The organism is Pseudomonas inefficax (genome assembly GCF_032164165.1).
In the GTDB taxonomy this organism is placed as follows: domain Bacteria; phylum Pseudomonadota; class Gammaproteobacteria; order Pseudomonadales; family Pseudomonadaceae; genus Aquipseudomonas; species Aquipseudomonas inefficax.
In genome coordinates this window covers 4,954,447-4,972,169 of record NZ_CP134401.1, presented here as the reverse complement: position 1 = coordinate 4,972,169, position 17,723 = coordinate 4,954,447, and the positions used below count along the sequence as shown (strand labels likewise).

Below are 17,723 nucleotides of genomic sequence, written 5' to 3'. Positions count from 1 at the left end.
TCAAGCAAGCAACATAAAAACCCGTCAATTCTACAGCATCAAGGCAAAATGAAATCAAGCGGAAATGTAATAAATTGCAAAGTTTTGTTAACAACAACCGTAGGGGCAGTGTCAGTCAGTTAAGGTTTGCCGGCTTGACCGGGCTGCCTTGCAGCCCAAGCCCGGCTTATCGACAGCGCGTGCATCGCTGTGGGTCATGGCCATCGGCCAGGCAAGAATTGATTTCCGGAGACAAGCATGTTTCGTATCTTTGAGCGCTGGCTCGACCCCTTCCCCCCTGACGAGATACCACCGCCACCGCTTGGCCTGTTGCGCTTCATGTGGGCCTGCACTCGGGGGGCGCGCGGCTACATCCTGGCGCTTGCGCTGCTCAGTGCCGGGGTATCGATCTACGAAGCCTGGCTATTCGCCTTTCTCGGCCAAGTTGTAGACCTGCTCTCGGCGTGGCAGGCCGGCGGTGCCGTCGGCGCCGAAGAAACCCGGGTGCTGTGGGGCATCGGCATCGTCCTGCTGGCCAGCATCGGGTTGGTGGCGCTGCGCACCATGCTTCAGCACCAGGTACTGGCGATCAACTTGCCGCTGCGCCTGCGTTGGGACTTTCACCGGCTGATGCTGCGCCAGAGCCTGTCGTTCTTTTCTGACGAGTTTTCCGGCCGGGTCACCACCAAGGTGATGCAGACGGCGTTGGCAGTACGCGATGTGTTGTTCACCATCATCGAGATCCTGCCCGGGATCGGCGTGTACTTCATCGCGATCATTGCCCTGGCCGGGGGCTTTGCCCTGAAGCTGATGCTGCCATTCATTGCCTGGGTGGTGCTGTTCAGCCTGGCCATGCTGTATTTCGTGCCCCGCCTGAGCAAGGTAGGCCAGGAACAGGCCAACGCCCGGTCATCGATGACCGGCCGGGTTTCCGACGCCTACACCAACATCACCACGGTGAAACTGTTCTCGCACTCCAACCGCGAAGCGCACTTCGCGCGCGCAGCCATGGAAGACTTCAAACAGACCGGTTTTCGCCAGATGCGTCTGGTCAGCCAGTTCGAAATCGTCAACCAGGCGCTGGTAGTGGGCCTGATCATTGCCGCCGGTGGCTATGCGCTGTGGCTGTGGCACCAGGGCCAGGTCGGCACCGGGGCGGTGGCCGCGATCACCGCCATGGCCTTGCGTATCAACGGCATGTCCCACTGGATCATGTGGGAGATAACCTCGCTGTTCGAAAACATCGGCACCGTGCAGGACGGCATGGCTACCCTCACCCGCGGCCCCAAGGTAAAGGATGCACCGGGCGCCACCGAGCTGGTGACCAAGGGGGGCGCGGTGAGCTTCGACAAGGTCGGCTTCAACTACAACGGCGAGCGCCAGGTGCTTGACGACCTGAGCCTGCACATCCGCGCGGGCGAAAAGGTCGGCCTGGTCGGCCGCTCCGGCGCCGGCAAGTCCACCCTGATCAACCTGCTGCTGCGCTTCTACGACGTGGACCGAGGGGAAATCCGCATCGACGGGCAGAACGTGGCCATGGTCACCCAGGACAGCCTGCGCAGCGCCATCGGCATGGTCACCCAGGACACCTCGCTGTTGCACCGCTCGATTCGCGACAATATCGCCTATGGCCGCCCCGATGCGACCGAGGCGCAGATCCGCGCCGCTGCGGCCAGCGCCCAGGCCGATGGTTTCATCAGCCAGCTCAGCGACCGCCAGGGCAACAGCGGTTACGACACCTTGGTGGGAGAGCGCGGCATCAAGCTGTCTGGTGGCCAGCGCCAGCGCATCGCCATTGCCCGGGTGATGTTGAAGAACGCACCGATCCTGCTGCTGGACGAAGCCACCAGTGCGCTGGACTCGGAAGTGGAAGTGGCCATTCAGGAAAGCCTGGATGAGATGATGCAAGGCAAGACCGTCATCGCCATCGCCCACCGCTTGTCGACGATTGCCGCCATGGACCGGCTGATCGTGATGGATGAAGGGCGCATCATCGAGCAAGGCACCCATGCGGAACTGCTGGCGAAGAAAGGTACCTATGCACGCTTGTGGCAGCACCAGAGTGGCGGGTTCCTGGGTGAGGACCAGGGCGTGGCCGAGGCGATGGAGTAGGCTTGTATCGGAGCGGGCCCGGCGAACACCGGTAAAGCCGGTGCCATGCACCGCGTTGCCTGCTTCGCGGGTAAACCCGCTCCCACAGGGATAGCAGCCGGCCTGGGCCTGTTCCATGCCGGCAGAAACAACTGCCCTGACCAGAACCTCGAACGTTTGCACGGTTCAATGTGGGAGCGGGTTCACCCGCGAACACCGGCAAAGCCGGTGCCATGCACCGCGTTGCCTGCTTCGCGGGTAAACCCGCTCCCACAGGGATAGCAGCCGGCCTGGGCCTGTGCCATGCCGGTAGAAACAACTGCCCTGACCAGAACCTCGAACGTTTGCACGGTTCAAGGTGGGAGCGGGTTCACCCGCGAACACCGGCAAAGCCGGTGCCATGCACCGCGTTGCCTGCTTCGCGGGTAAACCCGCTCCCACAGGGATAGCAGCCGGCCTGGGCCTGTGCCATGCCGGTAGAAACAACTGCCCTGACCAGAACCTCGAACGTTTGCACGGTTCAAGGTGGGAGCGGGTTCACCCGCGAACACCGGCAAAGCCGGTGCCATGCACCGCGTTGCCTGCTTCGCGGGTAAACCCGCTCCCACAGGGATAGCAGCCGGCCTGGGCCTGTTCCATGCCGCCAGAAACAACTGCCCTGACCAGAACCTCGAACGTTTGCACGGTTCAATGTGGGAGCGGGTTCACCCGCGTACACCGGCAAAGCCGGTGCCATGCACCGCGTTGCCTGCTTCGCGGGTAAACCCGCTCCCACAGGGATAGCAGCCGGCCTGGGCCTGTTCCATGCCGCCAGAAACAACTGCCCTGACCAGAACCTCGAACGTTTGCACGGTTCAATGTGGGAGCGGGTTCACCCGCGAACACCGGCAAAGCCGGTGCCATGCACCGCGTTGCCTGCTTCGCGGGTAAACCCGCTCCCACAGGGATAGCAGCCGGCCTGGGCCTGTTCCATGCCGGCAGAAACAACTGCCCTGACCAGAACCTCGAACGTTTGCACGGTTCAATGTGGGAGCGGGTTCACCCGCGTACACCGGCAAAGCCGGTGCCATGCACCGCGTTGCCTGCTTCGCGGGTAAACCCGCTCCCACAGGGATAGCAGCCGGCCTGGGCCTGTTCCATGCCGCCAGAAACAACTGCCCTGACCAGAACCTCGAACGTTTGCACGGTTCAATGTGGGAGCGGGTTCACCCGCGTACACCGGCAAAGCCGGTGCCATGCACCGCGTTGCCTGCTTCGCGGGTAAACCCGCTCCCACAGGGATAGCAGCCGGCCTGGGCCTGTTCCATGCCGTTAGAAACAACTGCCCTGACCAGAACCTCGAACGTTTGCACGGTTCAATGTGGGAGCGGGTTCACCCGCGAACACCGGCAAAGCCGGTGCCATGCACCGCGTTGCCTGCTTCGCGGGTAAACCTGCTCCCACAGGGATAGCAGCCGGCCTGGGCCTGTGCCATGCCGTTAGAAACAACTGCCCTGACCAGAACCTCGAACGTTTGCACGATTCAATGTGGGAGCGGGTTCACCCGCGAACACCGGCAAAGCCGGTGCCATGCACCGCGTTGCCTGCTTCGCGGGTAAACCCGCTCCCACAGGGATAGCCGCCGGCCTGGGCCTGTGCCATGCCGGTAGAAACAACTGCCCTGACCAGAACCTCGAACGTTTGCACGGTTCAATGTGGGAGCGGGTTCACCCGCGAACACCGGCAAAGCCGGTGCCATGCACCGCGTTGCCTGCTTCGCGGGTAAACCCGCTCCCACAGGGATAGCCGCCGGCCTGGGCCTGTGCCATGCCGGTAGAAACAACTGCCCTGAACAGAACTTCGAACGTTTGCACGGTTCAATGTGGGAGCGGGTTCACCCGCGAACACCGGCAAAGCCGGTGCCATGCACCGCGTTGCCTGCTTCGCGGGTAAACCCGCTCCCACAGGGATAGCCGCCGGCCTGGGCCTGTGCCATGCCGGTAGAAACAACTGCCCTGAACAGAACTTCGAACGTTTGCACGGTTCAATGTGGGAGCGGGTTCACCCGCGAACACCGGCAAAGCCGGTGCCATGCACCGCGTTGCCTGCTTCGCGGGTAAACCCGCTCCCACAGGGATAGCCGCCGGCCTGGGCCTGTGCCATGCCGGTAGAAACAACTGCCCTGACCAGAACCTCGAACGTTTGCACGGTTCAATGTGGGAGCGGGTTCACCCGCGAACACCGGCAAAGCCGGTGCCATGCGTCGGCCTTCATCAGTGTTCCATCGCGACGATGGACTGAGCTCAATCCTGGCCCTCAACCAAACACATGCGAAGGCCGGCGCAGCACCGGGTCGAACGGGTTGACCCGCTCGCCGATCGCCGCCGCCTCGCGCTTGAGCAGTGCCACCACGGTCGGCATGCGGTTGGGCCCCAGGCGGTCGCTGATGGTCGCCACGCTCAAGGCCGCCACCGCATGGCCGTTACGATCGAGAATCGGCACCGCCAGGCCGGCCATGCCATCGAGCACTCCGGTGTTGCGCCCGGCATAGCCGAGGCTGCGCACATTGTCGATTTCGGCGCGCAGCATGACTTCGTCGTAATGGTGGAAATCCTTCAACCGCGGCAGGTTGTAGCGGATCACCTCGTCGCGCTCCTCCTCCGGCAGGAAGGCCAGGATGGCCAGGCTGCCCTGCCCCACCCCCAAAGCTACACGGCCGCCAATATCGCCGGTGAAGGTACGGATCGGGTACGGCCCTTCGCTGCGGTCCAGGCACACCGCATCGAACCCCGAGCGTGCCAGCAGGAACAGCGAATCGCCCAGCGACGCCGATAGCCGCAGCAGGCTGGGGCGCACCACATCGCGCAGGTTGCCGGCTTGCCCGGCCTTGGCCGCCAAGGCAAAAAAATCCAGGCTCAACCGGTAGCGCTTGCTGGTCGCGCACTGGTCGACCATGCCTTCTTCAATCAGGCTGCGCAGCAGGCGGTGAGTGGTGGGCTGCGCCAGGCCAACCCGCTGCGCCAGCTGGCTGACCTTCTCGCCCTCGCCGCCGCATTCTCCCAGCGCACGCAATACGGCGAACAATCGCGACACCGCACTGACACCTACTTCCTTGGGCTGCCCATTTCGTTTATCGGAATCCATCTTTCATCCAACCCTTAGAAATTCCACTCAGCGGAATAATTTCAAAATAGCTGTCACTCAGTGAAATTACCCTTTGTCGCCATCCTAATCATTGCCCTACTCTCCGGTCCATAGGGCGATATCACAACATCGGCCGCCGCCACAGAAGCGAGCGCCAACGTCCGTAAAAGCTTTGCTTTTGCCGCTGGCGCTCTGCCCACCCTGAAACTGCCGGTTGACCCCGGTTCCGTTTGCGATGGAGCACAGCCATGACCTTTCTGTTGATCGAAAATCTTTGCAAGCGCTATGGCGCCACGGAGGCAGTGGCCAGCTCGTCACTGGCCATCGAGAAAGGCGAGTTCGTCTCCCTGCTTGGCCCTTCGGGTTGCGGCAAGACCACCACCCTGCAAATGATTGCCGGCTTCGTCGAGGTCACCAGCGGTCGCATCGTCCTCGACGGCCGCGACATCACCCATGCCAAACCGGCCAGCCGAGGCCTGGGCGTGGTGTTCCAGAGTTACGCACTGTTCCCGCACATGACCGTACGCGACAACGTCGCCTTCGGCCTGCGCATGCGCAAGGTGGCCAGCACCGAGATCGCCCGCCGGGTCGACCAGGCCCTGGCGCTGGTGCGCCTGGACAAGCATGCCGAGCGCTACCCACGCGAGCTCTCCGGCGGCCAGCGCCAGCGTGTGGCCCTGGCCCGCGCACTGGTGATCGAACCGCCGGTGCTGCTGCTGGACGAACCGCTGTCCAACCTGGACGCCCACCTGCGTGAAGAAATGCAGTTCGAGATATGTCGCATCCAGAACGAGGTCGGCATCACCACCTTGATGGTCACCCACGACCAGGCCGAGGCCTTGTCGATCAGCGACCGGGTAGTGGTGATGGAAGCCGGGCGCATCACCCAAGTCGATGACCCCTACCGCCTCTACGAACACCCGGGCACACCCTTCATTTCCGACTTTGTCGGCAAGGCCAACCGCCTGCGCGGCGCAATCGGCCCCGGCGGGCAACCGCAGGCCAATGCCCTGGGCCCGCTGACCCTCAGCCTGCGCCCGGAAAAGATCAGCCTCGGCCCGGCCGGTAGCGGCAAGCTCGCAGGCCGCATCAGCTGCCGCTACTTCCTCGGCAGCCAATGGCTATATCGGGTCGACACCGCCCTGGGCAACCTGGCCGTGGTGCGTGCCAACGACGGCAACACACCGCTGGATGAAGGCACACAGGTCGGCCTGGACTGGAACGATGCCCTGCTGCGGGTGCTGAATGCTGGCGAGGTGGCGGCATGAGCGCGGCAAAGCTGCGCAGCAGCGCCTGGGGCTACGGCCTCAGCAGCCCGGCGCTGCTGTTGTTCCTGGCCTTGCTGGTAGCGCCACTGGGGCTGACAGTGCTGCTGTCGTTCAACGCATTCGACTACAGCAGCGGTATCCAGGCCGGCCAGTACACCCTGGGCCATTACCTGAGCCTGGTGACCGACACCTACTACTACCAGATCTTTTTCCGCACCTTCTGGATCAGTGCCCTGGTCACCCTGCTGTGCGTGCTGATCGGCATTCCCGAGGCCTTGGTGCTCAGCCGCATGGGCGCGCCGTGGCGCTCGATCTTCCTGATACTGGTACTGACCCCATTGCTGATTTCGGTGGTGGTGCGAGCCTTCGGCTGGAGCCTGCTGCTGGGCGCCGACGGCCTGGTCAACCAGGGCATCACCGCCCTCGGCGGGCAGCCGGTGAAGCTGCTGTATACGCCCTTTGCAGTGATCATCGGCCTGGTCCACGTGATGCTGCCGTTCATGATCATCCCGGTGTGGACCTCGCTGCAGAAGCTCGACCCTGCCGCCGAGCAGGCTGCGCTATCGCTGGGCGCCAGCCAGTGGACGGTGTTCCGCCGCATCGTGCTGCCACAGATCATGCCCGGCGTACTGTCGGGCACGCTGATCGTCTTCGGCCTGGCCGCCAGCTCCTTCGCCATCCCCGGCCTGCTGGGTGGGCGCCGGCTGAAGATGGTCGCCACCATGATCTACGACCAGTACCTGGCCGAACTGAACTGGCCGATGGGCGCCACCATCGCCGTGGCCCTGCTGCTGATCAACCTGCTGGTGATGCTCAGCTGGAACCGGCTGGTCGAACGCCGCTACAAACGCGCACTTGGAGTCTGAACCGATGACCCGTAACGGCCCGCTGGCCCTGTCCTTTCACGCCCTGGTGATGCTGTTCATGCTCGCCCCGCTGGTGGTGGTGTGCCTGGTGGCATTCACCCCGGAAAACACCCTGAGCCTGCCCACCGCCGGTTTCTCGCTGCGCTGGTTCAGCGCCGTGTTCGAGCGTGCCGATTTCCTCGATGCGTTCTACAACAGCCTGAAACTCGCGGCCCTGGCTGCCTCGCTGGCTACCTTGATCGCCGTGCCGGCGGGCCTGGCGATCACCCGCTACAGCTTCCCCGGCCAAGGCTTCCTCAACGGCCTGCTGCTGTCGCCGATCATCATCCCGCACCTGGTGCTGGGTGTGGCCTTGCTGCGGCTGTTCGCCTTGCTGGGGGTCAATGGCAGCTTCGCCTGGCTGGTGTTCGCCCATGTCGTGGTGATCACCCCTTACGTGCTGCGCCTGGTACTGGCTGCAGCCATCGGTATCGATCGCAGCGCCGAGCAGGCCGCGCAAAGCCTGGGGGCTGGCCGGGTCACGCTGTTCTGCAAGGTCACCCTGCCGATGATCCTGCCCGGCGTGGCCGGCGGCTGGCTGCTGGCGTTCATCAACAGCTTCGACGAAGTGACCCTGTCGATCTTCGTCACCTCGCCTGCCACCCAGACCCTGCCAGTGCGCATGTACGTGTACGCCACCGAATCCATCGACCCGATGATGGCCGCCGTCTCGGCGCTGGTGATCGCCGTCACGGCCCTGACCATGGTCGCCCTGGACCGCGTATATGGCCTGGACCGCGTGCTGGTGGGCAAGCAATGACAAGGAATGCCCCTATGCCCCTGTTCAAGCGCGTGGCCGAACACGACCGCGAGCCTGTGCCCTTCCTGCTCGACGGCCAACCAGCCAAAGGCATGAGCGGCGATACCCTGCTGACCGCCATCCTGACCAATGCCGGGCACCTGCGCGGTAGCGACTTCAGCGCCGAACCACGCGCCGGCTTCTGCCTGATGGGCGCCTGCCAGGACTGCTGGGTACGCCTGCAGGATGGCCGCCGGGTACGCGCCTGCTCGACCTTTCTGGAACCAGGCCATTGCGTGACCCGCGACCCGGGGCGCCAGCCATGAGTGCGATCGTGATCATCGGCGCCGGCCCGGCCGGCATCCGCGCCGCGCAAACCCTGGTGGCCCACGGCGTACGCCCGGTACTGCTGGACGAAGCCAGCCGCGGCGGCGGGCAGATCTACCGCCAGCAACCGGCCAACTTTCGCCGCCCGGCCAAATCTCTGTATGGCTTCGAGGCCGGCAAGGCCCAGGCGCTGCACAGCACCCTTGAACAGTTGCGCGAGCAGATCGACTATCGCCCCGAAACCCTGGTGTGGAACGCCGAGGAGCAGGTGCTGGACACCCTGCACCAGGGTCGACTGGCCGACCGCCTGGCGTTCGACCGGGTGATCGTCGCCACCGGTGCCACCGACCGGGTATTGCCGATACCCGGCTGGACCCTGCCTGGGGTCTATACCTTGGGCGCTGCGCAAATCGCGCTGAAGTTCCAGGGCTGCGCGATCGGTGAACGGGTGGTGCTGGCCGGCAGCGGTCCGCTGCTGTACCTGGTGGCCTACCAGTACGCCAAGGCCGGGGCCACGGTCAGCGCGGTGCTCGACAGTTCACCCTTCAGCGCCCAGGTGCGTGCCCTGCCACGCCTGCTTCTGCAACCAGGCACCTTTGCCAAGGGCCTGTACTACCGCGCCTGGTTGGCCCGCAAGGGTGTGCCGGTGCATCAGGGCGTGACCCTGCTGGGTATCGATGGCGATCAACGCGCCAGCGGTGTGCGCTGGTCGCACGATGGCCAGCAACACGAACTGCCGTGCGACGCCGTGGCATTCGCCCACGCGCTGCGCAGTGAAACCCAACTGGCCGACCTGCTGGGTTGCCAGTTCGCCTGGAACGCGCTCAACCGCGCCTGGCTGCCAGTACGTGATGCCCAGGGCCGGGCCAGCAGCCCCGGCGTGTACCTGGCAGGCGACGGTGCTGGCATCCTCGGTGCCGACGGTGCCGAGATGAGCGGAGAACTGGCCGCCCTGACACTGCTGGCCGACCTCGGCAAGCCCGGCAACCCGCAGCGCCAGCAGCAACTGCAAAAGCGTCTGGCCACCCTGCTGCGCTTCCGCCAGGGGCTGGAGCAGGCCTTTCCTTTTCCCGAGCAGTGGGCCCGCCAGGCCCCGGACCAGCTCACCGTGTGCCGCTGCGAGCAGATCAGTGCCGGGGAAATCCGCGCCACCGTGCGTGCCGGCCACTGGGAAATAAACCGGGTCAAGGCCATGTGCCGAGTCGGCATGGGCCGCTGCCAGGGCCGCGTGTGCGGTGCCGCTGCCGCCGAGTTGATCGCCTGCGAAAGCGGTCGGGCCATTGACCAGGTCGGGCGCCTGCGCGGCCAGGCACCGGTGAAGCCCCTGCCCTTCGGCCTGGAGATAAAACCATGAAGCTGATCGAAGTGGACGCCATCATCGTCGGCGGCGGCATCGTCGGCAGCAGCGCTGCCTTGGTCCTCGCCCGCGCTGGTCGGCAAGTGGCATTGCTGGAGCGCGACTTCTGCGGTTCGCATTCCAGCGGGGTGAACTACGGCGGTGTGCGCCGCCAGGGCCGCTCGTTGGCCCAGTTGCCGCTATCGATGCGCGCCCATGCCATCTGGGGCAATCTGCGCGAATGGATCGGCATCGATGGCGAATACGCCCGCAGCGGCCACCTGAAGCTGGCACGCAGCGAAACCGATTTCGATGCCTTGAAGGCCTATGCCCGGCGCACCCAGGCTTTTGACCTGCGCCTGCAACTGCTTGAACGACACGAACTGCGCCAGCGCTTCCCCTGGGTGGGCGATATCGCCGTCGGCGCCTCGTACTGCCCCGAGGACGGCCATGCCAACCCACGGCTGGTGTCACCGGCCTTCGCCCAGGCGGCCAGGCGCAGCGGCGCCCAGGTGCATGAGCAGTGCAAGGTAGTGGAGGTGGGACACGACGGCCACCGCTTCAGCGTACACACCAGCAGCGGCCAAGGCTTCAAGGCGCCCTGGCTGTTGAATTGCGCCGGCGCCTGGTCGGCGCAACTGGCCGAGCGGTTCGGCGAGCCGGTGCCGCTGACCGCAGCCCACCCAGCCATGCTGGTCACCGAGCCGCTGCCGCTGTTCATGACCGCCAGCACCGGGGTCGAAGGCGGCGGCATCTATGCCCGCCAGGTGGCGCGTGGCAACTGCGTGCTGGGCGGCGGGCGCGGTTTTGCCCTGACCCCGACCACCGCACGCCCGGGGCAGGCCGCAGTGCTCGACATCCTGCGCAACGCCACCGAACTGTACCCGGCACTGGCCGGCGCCCAGGCCATTCGAACCTGGAGCGGCACCGAGGGCTACCTGCCGGATGACGAACCGGTGCTCGGCCCCAGCCTGCACCAGCCTGGCCTGCTGCATGGCTTCGGCTTTGCCGGCGCCGGCTTCCAGATAGGCCCGGCCGCCGGTGAAGCATTGGCGCAATGCGTGGTGCACGGCGCACCGGCAATCAGCCTGGCGGCCTTTTCCATCAACCGTTTTCAGCCCAACCACCACAAGGAAAACCTGTCATGACGCACAAGCAACGTTTGCTCGCCCTGTTCTGCACCGTGCCCGGCCTGTTCGCCTGCCTGCCCGCCATGGCCCAACCCACGTTGTACCTGGGCATGAACGGCGGCACCATGGAGCGGTTGTTCAGCGACAACATCCTGCCCAGGTTCGAGCAGGCCAACGGGGTGAAGGTGGTGATCGTCCCCGGCACCTCGGCCGACATCCTGGCCAAGGTCCAGGCCACGCCGAACAAGCCGTCGATCCATGTGATGGTGCTGGATGACGGCATCATGTACCGCGCCATCGGCATGGGCCTGTGCAGCACGCTCAAGCCCAACCCGACCTTGGCCCAGTTGCCGGAAAAGGCCCTGATCAAGGACAAGGCCGCTGCAGTCAGCCTGGGTGTGACCGGGCTTGCCTACAACAGCCGCCTGTTCAAGGCCAACGGCTGGGCAGCGCCCACCTCGTGGAACGACCTGGCCGACCCGCGCTTCAAGGACAAGGTGGTGTTCCAGTCGATGGCATCGTCCACCTTCGGCCTGCATGGTTTCCTGATGTACAACCGCCTGCACGGCGGCAGCGATACCGACGTCAACCCGGGCTTCACTGCCTGGCAGAAGAACGTGGGCCCGAACGTGCTGGAGTACATCCCCAACTCGGCCAAGCTTTCGGAAATGGTGCAAACCGACGAAGCCGCGCTGTTCCCGCTCACCCCCACCCAGGTGACGGCGCTGAAGCTCAAAGGCATCCCGGTGGAGTACGCTGCGCCCAAGGAAGGTGCCGTGGTGCTCAACCAGGCCGAATGCGTCACGGCCAACAACGACCAGCCGGAGCTTGCGCAGAAGCTCGCCGAGTTCCTGCTCAGCCCCGAGGCGCAGTCGCCGGCCCTGGAGCTGGGTGACCAGATCCCGTCCAACCCCAACACGCCCACCAGCGACAAGACCCGTGGCCAGGTCGAAGCCATGCAGACCTACCTGCAGACTGCCGTGACCATCGACTGGGACCAGGTCAACACCCAGCGCCCCGAATGGAACGCGCGCTGGAATCGCCAGATCGAGAGATAAGCCAAGGGCCTGGTCGCTCCCACAGGTATCGGGACCAATACGTGATCCGTGCGCCCAGTCCTTTGGGCTGCGCGGTCACGCATAGAGCGGAGTACACAAGCGGTCCGCGTACCCTGTGGGAGCGGCTTTAGCCGCGAAGAATCCAACGCGGTGCATGGCACCGGCTGCGCCGGTGTTCGCGGCTGAAGCCGCTCCCACAGGGGCCCTGCTGATTCAATGAGTCATGTGCAGTTCCATGAGAGCAGGTTCACCCGCGAAACACGCCACCAAACCCTGACGCCTCAATCCAGCACCGGCCGCAACAACGCCTGGGCTTCATACAGGGTCGGCAAATACCGCAAGCGTATTTCGTCCACACTCAACCGCGAAGCATGGGTGGTGATAGTCAACGTCGCTTTCAGGCGGCCGGCGCGGTCCAGCAATGGCACACCCAACACGCGCATGCCGATTTCATACTCCTGGTCCACGATACAGAACCCCTGCGCCCTCACCTGCAACAACTGCGTCTCCAGCTGCAACCGGTCCGTCTGCGTATAAGGCGTCAACCCCCTCAGCGGGTTACGCGCAAAGTACGCATCCCGCTCCCCCTCCTCCAGCCAGGCCAACCAGATACGCCCGCCGGCGGTGCAATACATCGGCACCCGCGAGCCCGGCCGGATCGACAACGAGGCCACATGGCTGTAGCGGCTGCGTACCAGGTGGATGATCTCGTCGCCATCACGGGTACCCACCGACACATGCTCCTGTGTCTGCCGCGCCACCTGCTCGACGATCGGCCGCAGCATGCGCGGCAGTTGTGCCGAGTCCACATACGCCTGGCCGAGGCGCAACGCCTTGGGCGTGAGCCAGTACTCACGGCTGTCGGTTTCGGCAAACCCTTCGTGCACCAAGGTCAACAGAAACCGCCGCGCGGCACTGGGGGTAAGGCCGGACAACCTGGCCGCCTGCGGCACGCTCAGGCGCGGCTGCTCGGCGCTGAACAGCTGCATCAGCGCCAGGCCCTTCTGCAAGCCGGCGATCAGGTCACGGGGATGGATAGCGGGGGTGTTCATCTAGTCGACTCGCAAACAAGCAAAAACAGCCGATTAACGCGATAACCGGAGCAAGGCTGCGATTATCGCATCAAACGCCCGATCAGCGCATTGTTGCCCTGGCCTCCTTGCCTCACCCTTGCCCTCCATGACAACGCAAAAAAAGGGAGGTCAGCATGATTCGTGGTTCCACTGAACTAGTCGCCATCGTCGGTTCGCCCATTGCCCAGGTGAAGTCCCCCGAAAACTTCAACACCTGGTTCGCCAACAACAACTGCAACCTCGCCATGCTGCCCATCGACCTGCATGAGGCCGCACTGGATACCTTTGCCGGCACCCTGCGCGGCTGGCAGAACCTGCGCGGTTGCGTGGTCACCGTGCCATACAAGCAGGCCCTGGCCAGCCGCCTTGACGGCCTGAGCGAGCGCGCAGCCGCGCTGGGCTCGGTCAATGTTATTCGCCGTGAACGTGACGGTCGCCTGCTGGGCGACAACGTGGACGGCGCCGGCTTCCTCGGTGCTGCGCGCAAACATGGCTTCGAGCCGGCAGGCAAGCGTGCGTTGGTGATCGGTTGTGGCGGGGTCGGCAGTGCCATCGCCTATGCATTGGGCGAAGCCGGCATCGCCAGCGTCACCCTCAGCGACCCCAGCACAACGCGCATGGCCGCTGTGTGCGAGCTGCTCGGCAATGCCTTCCCCAGGGTTGCAATCGCCACCCGGGTCGACGAACTGGAGGGTTTCGATCTGCTGGTCAACGCCTCCCCTGTCGGCATGGGCGGCAGCGCGGAGCTGCCGCTGCCTGCCGCCCTGCTCGCCACCTTGCAAGCCGAAACACTGGTCGCCGATGTGGTCACCTCGCCCGAGATCACCCCGCTGCTGAAGCGGGCACGCCAGGTTGGCTGCGCGGTCCAGACCGGCCCGGAAATGGCCTTCGCCCAACTCGGCCATCTGGGCGCCTTCATGGGCGTCACGCCGCTGGAGATCTGAAGCCATGCCGACGCATGAACATACGCAACACAATTTTGACCTGGTCGTGCTGGGCAGCGGTGCCGGTGGCTTTACCGCTGCCGCCACGGCCGCCCGCCGTGGGCTGAAAGTGCTGGTGGTGGAAAAGGCCGAGCACTTTGGCGGCACCTCGGCGATTTCCGGCGGGGCGGTGTGGCTCTACGGTACCGATCAAGCCCGCGCCGCCGGGGCGGTGGACTCGCCCGAGGCCATCCGCACCTACCTCAGGCAGGTCATCGGCGACGGCTACGACCCCACCCTGGTCGACACCTTCATCGAGCAAGGCCATCAGGCGCTGCGCTGGCTGGAGCAGAACACCGAACTGCGCTACGCCCTGCGCCCGCATTCGCCGGACTACTACCCGGACGACCCGGGTGCCACCCAGTTTGGCCGGGCACTGGAGATGGTCGAGTACGACGGCAAGCAGCTCGGCTCGCACTTCAATAACCTGCAGATGCCGCCGCCCGGCATGCTGCTGTTCGGCGGCATGATGGTCAATCGCGTGGATATCCAGCATTTTCTCAGTATTCGCCGCTCACCCCGGTCGCTGTGGCATTGCCTGAAGCTGATGGCGCGTTACGCGCGGGACCGCCTGCGCCATCCGCGCGGCACGCGGCTTACCACCGGCAACGCCTTGATCGCCCGCCTGGCCAGCAGCGCCTTCGCCCATGGCACGCAGCTGTGGCTGCGCAGCGAAGCCCTGGAGCTGATCGTCGAACGCGGTGTGGTCACCGGCGTGGTGGTGCAACGCGAAGGGCGCCGGGAACGGGTGCTGGCCCGGGGCGGTGTGGTGTGCGCCATGGGCGGGTTCGCTGCAGGCGCGCTCGCCGACAGCTACCGGCCGGCCCGGCAAGCGCAGCACCTGACCATGTCACCGCCCACCAATGACGGCGCGGCCCTGCGCCTTGGCCAAGCCGTGGCCGCAGCCCAGGGCGAAGGCCTGGTGGCCAACTTCTTCTGGGCGCCTGTTTCCGAACTGCGCCATGCCAGTGGCGAACATGAACGCTTTCCGCACCTGGTCACCGACCGCGCCAAACCGGGCGTGATCGCGGTAAGCCCGGACGGGCGACGTTTCGTCAACGAGTCCGATTCCTACCACCACTTCGTGCAGACCATGTTCGCCAAAGGCATTGCCAGTTGCTGGCTGGTCTGCGATGCCGAGGCGATGAACCGCTACGGCCTGGGCCTGGCACGGCCGAAGCCGGTGGACAACCAGGCATTGATCGATGCCGGCTACCTGCACCGCGCCCCCACAGCGCAGACCCTGGCCAAGGCCATTGGCGTCGACCCACAGGTGTTCATGCAGACCCTGGAGCAGTTCAACGCCGACGCCCGCAACGGCATCGACCGCGCGTTCGGCAAAGGCGGCAACAGCTACAACCGCTACATGGGCGACCCGCAACACACGCCCAACCCATGCCTGGCGCCGCTGGCCAGCGGCCCGTTCTACGCCATCCGCATCCACACCGGCGACCTCGGCTCGGCCCGCGGCCTGGTGACCAACGCCCAGGCCAACGTGCTGAACCGCGATGGCCAGCCGATTGCCGGGTTGTATGCGGTCGGCAACGACATGAACTCACTGATGAGAGGCACCTACCCCGGCCCCGGTATCACCCTGGGCCCTGCCCTCACCTTCGGCTGGCTCGCTGCCAACCACATCGCCGCGCGCCTGCAGGCGCCAACCACCCACATGGAGACCCCAGCATGTACTACGAACTGAGAACCTACACCCTCGACCCACTGAAAATGGCCGACTGGCTGAGCCTGTACCAAAGCCACGCGCTGGAGGTGCAAAGCGAGCATCTCGGTAACCTGATCGGCTTTTTCACCAGCGAGTTCGGCGAGGTCAACCAGGTGGTGCATGTCTGGGGTTATGCCAGCCTCGACGAGCGCATGGCACGCCGCGCAGCCATGGCAGCGGACCCGCGTTGGGCCGAGTTCTCGCGGCGCAACCGCGAACTGGGCGCGGTGCTGCGCTTGCAGTCGCGAATGCTGCGGCCTACCGGCTTTTCGCCGCTGCAGTAGCCCTTCTTCCAAAGCCTGAGCGAAACCCACCATGCAACCCCTCGAATGTGACGTACTCGTCATCGGCTCCGGTGCCTCTGGCCTGGCTGCCGCCGTTACTGCCGCCCATCACGGCCTGCAGGTGATCGTCGCGGAAAAAGCCAGCCAACTGGGCGGTACCAGCGCCTGGTCGGGGGGCTGGCTGTGGATACCGCGCAACCCGCTGGCCATTGCCGAAGGCATCGTCGAGACCGACGATGCCCCGGAGCGCTACCTGCGTGCGCAAACCCACGTCAGCGAACTGGACCCGCGCCAGCGCGCCTTCCTGCACCATGGCCCGGAAATGGTCGCGTTCTTCCAGCAACACACCGCCGTGCAGTTCCAGTGCGGCAGCCGCATGCCCGACATGCGCGATGGCGACGGCAGCGCGCGCGGTGGCCGTTCGCTGTGCGCGCTGCCGTACGACGGGCGCCTGCTCGGCCCCTGGCTGCGCAAGCTGCGCCCACCGCTGGACATCGTCAGCCTGGCCGGCATGGGCATTGCCGGCGGCGCCGAGATGGCCGCCTTCTTCAACGCCACGCGCTCACCCACGGCCGCGCTGCATGTGGGCAAGCGCCTGCTGCGCCATGGCCGCGATCTGCTGCTGCACCGGCGCGGCCTGCAACTGGTCAATGGCAACGCACTGGTGGCACGGCTGCTGCGCAGCGCCCTGGACCTTGGCGTGACGCTGCTGACCGACAAGCCGGCCAGCGGCCTGCTGGGCGAAGGCCGGGTCAGCGGCGCGCAGTTTGCCGACGGCCAGCTGATTCACGCCCGCCGCGGTGTGGTTTTGGCCTGCGGTGGCTTTGCCCATGATCGCCAGCGCATCGCGCAACTGATGCCGCATGCACCGGACGGTGGCCAGCACTACTCTGCCGCACCATGGGAAAACAGCGGTGACGGCCTGCGCCTGGGCGAACAGGCCGGTGGCCTGGTCCAGGCGACCCTGGCCCATGCGGGTGCCTGGGCACCTGTGTCGCGGGTACCGCGCAGCGATGGCAGTTTCGGCCATTTCCCGCACCTGATCGATCGTGCCAAGCCCGGTTTCATCGCCGTGTGCCGTGATGGCCGGCGCTTCGTCAACGAAGCCGATTGCTACCACGACTTCATGAACGCGCTGTTCGCCGCCACGCCGCAGGGTGAAGCGCCGCAAGCGTGGCTGATCTGCGATCATGCAGCGCAACGTCGCTATGGTATCGGCTGGGCCAAGCCCTTCCCTTTCCCCACCCGCCACTATCAACGCTGCGGTTATTTGCACAGCGGCCGCACGCTGGCGCAGTTGGCACAGCGCTGCGGGATCGATGCCGAGCAGTTGCAACGCACGGTGGATGACTTCAACCACCATGCAGCCCGGGGTGGAGACCCGGTTTTCCAGCGCGGCAAATCGGCTTACAACCGGGCCCAGGGCGAGCCGTTACAGGTACCCAATCCATCGCTGCGCCCCTTGCTGAACGGGCCGTATCACGCAGTGAAACTGTTGCCGGGCAGCCTGGGTACCTTTGCCGGCCTGGCAACGGACAGTGCCGCCCGTGTGCTGGACCACGCGATGCAGCCGATTCCTGGGCTGTATGCGGTGGGCAACGACATGCACAGTGTGATGGGTGGGTATTACCCGAGTGGCGGGATTACCCTGGGGCCGGGGATGACATTCGGTTACCTGGCTGGTAGAGCGTTGAGCGGCCTCTAAGG

General features: G+C 65.2%; 14 protein-coding genes. 12 read left to right on the top strand and 2 right to left on the bottom strand.

What is annotated here, in order from left to right:
- The first annotated feature begins 237 nt into the window (after positions 1 to 237).
- Positions 238 to 2,091 carry an ABC transporter ATP-binding protein gene (locus RIN61_RS22400; RefSeq protein ID WP_112254274.1) on the top strand — a complete coding sequence of 618 codons (1,854 nt, stop codon included), beginning with the start codon at positions 238 to 240 and terminating at the stop codon, positions 2,089 to 2,091.
- A 2,274-nt stretch (positions 2,092 to 4,365) separates the two neighbouring features.
- Here the strand turns inward: RIN61_RS22400 and RIN61_RS22395 are convergent.
- The gene (locus RIN61_RS22395; protein WP_207879422.1) at positions 4,366 to 5,193 is read right to left on the bottom strand and encodes an IclR family transcriptional regulator; all 828 of its coding nucleotides are present in this window, start codon (positions 5,191 to 5,193) and stop codon (positions 4,366 to 4,368) included.
- A 248-nt stretch (positions 5,194 to 5,441) separates the two neighbouring features.
- Here RIN61_RS22395 and RIN61_RS22390 point away from each other — a divergent pair, with 248 nt between their 5' ends.
- Genes RIN61_RS22390 through RIN61_RS22360 form a run of 7 tightly spaced genes read left to right on the top strand, consistent with a single transcriptional unit; the run spans position 5,442 to position 11,956 of the window.
- A complete protein-coding gene (locus tag RIN61_RS22390; RefSeq protein WP_112252179.1) occupies positions 5,442 to 6,461 on the top strand; it encodes an ABC transporter ATP-binding protein in 1,020 nt (339 codons plus the stop codon).
- On the top strand, positions 6,458 to 7,327 hold the full coding sequence (locus tag RIN61_RS22385) for an ABC transporter permease (RefSeq protein ID WP_112252180.1): 870 nt from the start codon (positions 6,458 to 6,460) through the stop codon (positions 7,325 to 7,327). The genes RIN61_RS22390 and RIN61_RS22385 overlap by 4 nt, the downstream gene beginning before the upstream one ends.
- Positions 7,328 to 7,331: 4 nt before the next feature.
- Positions 7,332 to 8,126: an ABC transporter permease gene (locus RIN61_RS22380; protein WP_025339622.1), complete on the top strand. Its 795-nt coding sequence runs from the start codon at positions 7,332 to 7,334 to the stop codon at positions 8,124 to 8,126.
- A gap of 14 nt (positions 8,127 to 8,140) precedes the next feature.
- Positions 8,141 to 8,431: a (2Fe-2S)-binding protein gene (locus tag RIN61_RS22375; RefSeq protein ID WP_112252182.1), complete on the top strand. Its 291-nt coding sequence runs from the start codon at positions 8,141 to 8,143 to the stop codon at positions 8,429 to 8,431.
- Positions 8,428 to 9,786 (top strand): FAD/NAD(P)-dependent oxidoreductase, encoded by a 1,359-nt coding sequence (locus tag RIN61_RS22370; RefSeq protein ID WP_252378984.1) that lies wholly within the window; start codon positions 8,428 to 8,430, stop codon positions 9,784 to 9,786. The genes RIN61_RS22375 and RIN61_RS22370 overlap by 4 nt, the downstream gene beginning before the upstream one ends.
- The gene (locus tag RIN61_RS22365; RefSeq protein WP_112252184.1) at positions 9,783 to 10,916 is read left to right on the top strand and encodes an NAD(P)/FAD-dependent oxidoreductase; all 1,134 of its coding nucleotides are present in this window, start codon (positions 9,783 to 9,785) and stop codon (positions 10,914 to 10,916) included. Before RIN61_RS22370 ends, RIN61_RS22365 begins: the two co-directional genes overlap by 4 nt.
- Complete coding sequence (locus RIN61_RS22360) at positions 10,913 to 11,956, top strand: ABC transporter substrate-binding protein (protein WP_112252185.1); 1,044 nt, start codon at positions 10,913 to 10,915, stop codon at positions 11,954 to 11,956. The genes RIN61_RS22365 and RIN61_RS22360 overlap by 4 nt, the downstream gene beginning before the upstream one ends.
- A gap of 281 nt (positions 11,957 to 12,237) precedes the next feature.
- On the opposite strand, the gene RIN61_RS22355 is transcribed toward RIN61_RS22360, so the two are convergent.
- Positions 12,238 to 13,008, bottom strand: coding sequence for an IclR family transcriptional regulator domain-containing protein (locus tag RIN61_RS22355; protein WP_207879429.1), 771 nt, complete (start codon positions 13,006 to 13,008; stop codon positions 12,238 to 12,240).
- 155 nt (positions 13,009 to 13,163) lie between these two features.
- On the opposite strand from RIN61_RS22355, the gene RIN61_RS22350 reads away from it, so the two are divergent.
- The 4 genes from RIN61_RS22350 to RIN61_RS22335 are packed head-to-tail and all read left to right on the top strand — an operon-like array spanning position 13,164 to position 17,721.
- Complete coding sequence (locus RIN61_RS22350; RefSeq protein WP_112252187.1) at positions 13,164 to 13,973, top strand: shikimate dehydrogenase family protein; 810 nt, start codon at positions 13,164 to 13,166, stop codon at positions 13,971 to 13,973.
- A 4-nt stretch (positions 13,974 to 13,977) separates the two neighbouring features.
- Positions 13,978 to 15,711, top strand: a complete 1,734-nt coding sequence (locus RIN61_RS22345; RefSeq protein ID WP_313854175.1) for an FAD-dependent oxidoreductase — start codon at positions 13,978 to 13,980, stop codon at positions 15,709 to 15,711.
- Complete coding sequence (locus RIN61_RS22340; RefSeq protein ID WP_112252189.1) at positions 15,696 to 16,016, top strand: NIPSNAP family protein; 321 nt, start codon at positions 15,696 to 15,698, stop codon at positions 16,014 to 16,016. Before RIN61_RS22345 ends, RIN61_RS22340 begins: the two co-directional genes overlap by 16 nt.
- Before the next feature lie 31 nt (positions 16,017 to 16,047).
- Positions 16,048 to 17,721, top strand: a complete 1,674-nt coding sequence (locus RIN61_RS22335) for an FAD-dependent oxidoreductase (protein ID WP_313854172.1) — start codon at positions 16,048 to 16,050, stop codon at positions 17,719 to 17,721.
- Positions 17,722 to 17,723 lie beyond the last annotated feature (2 nt).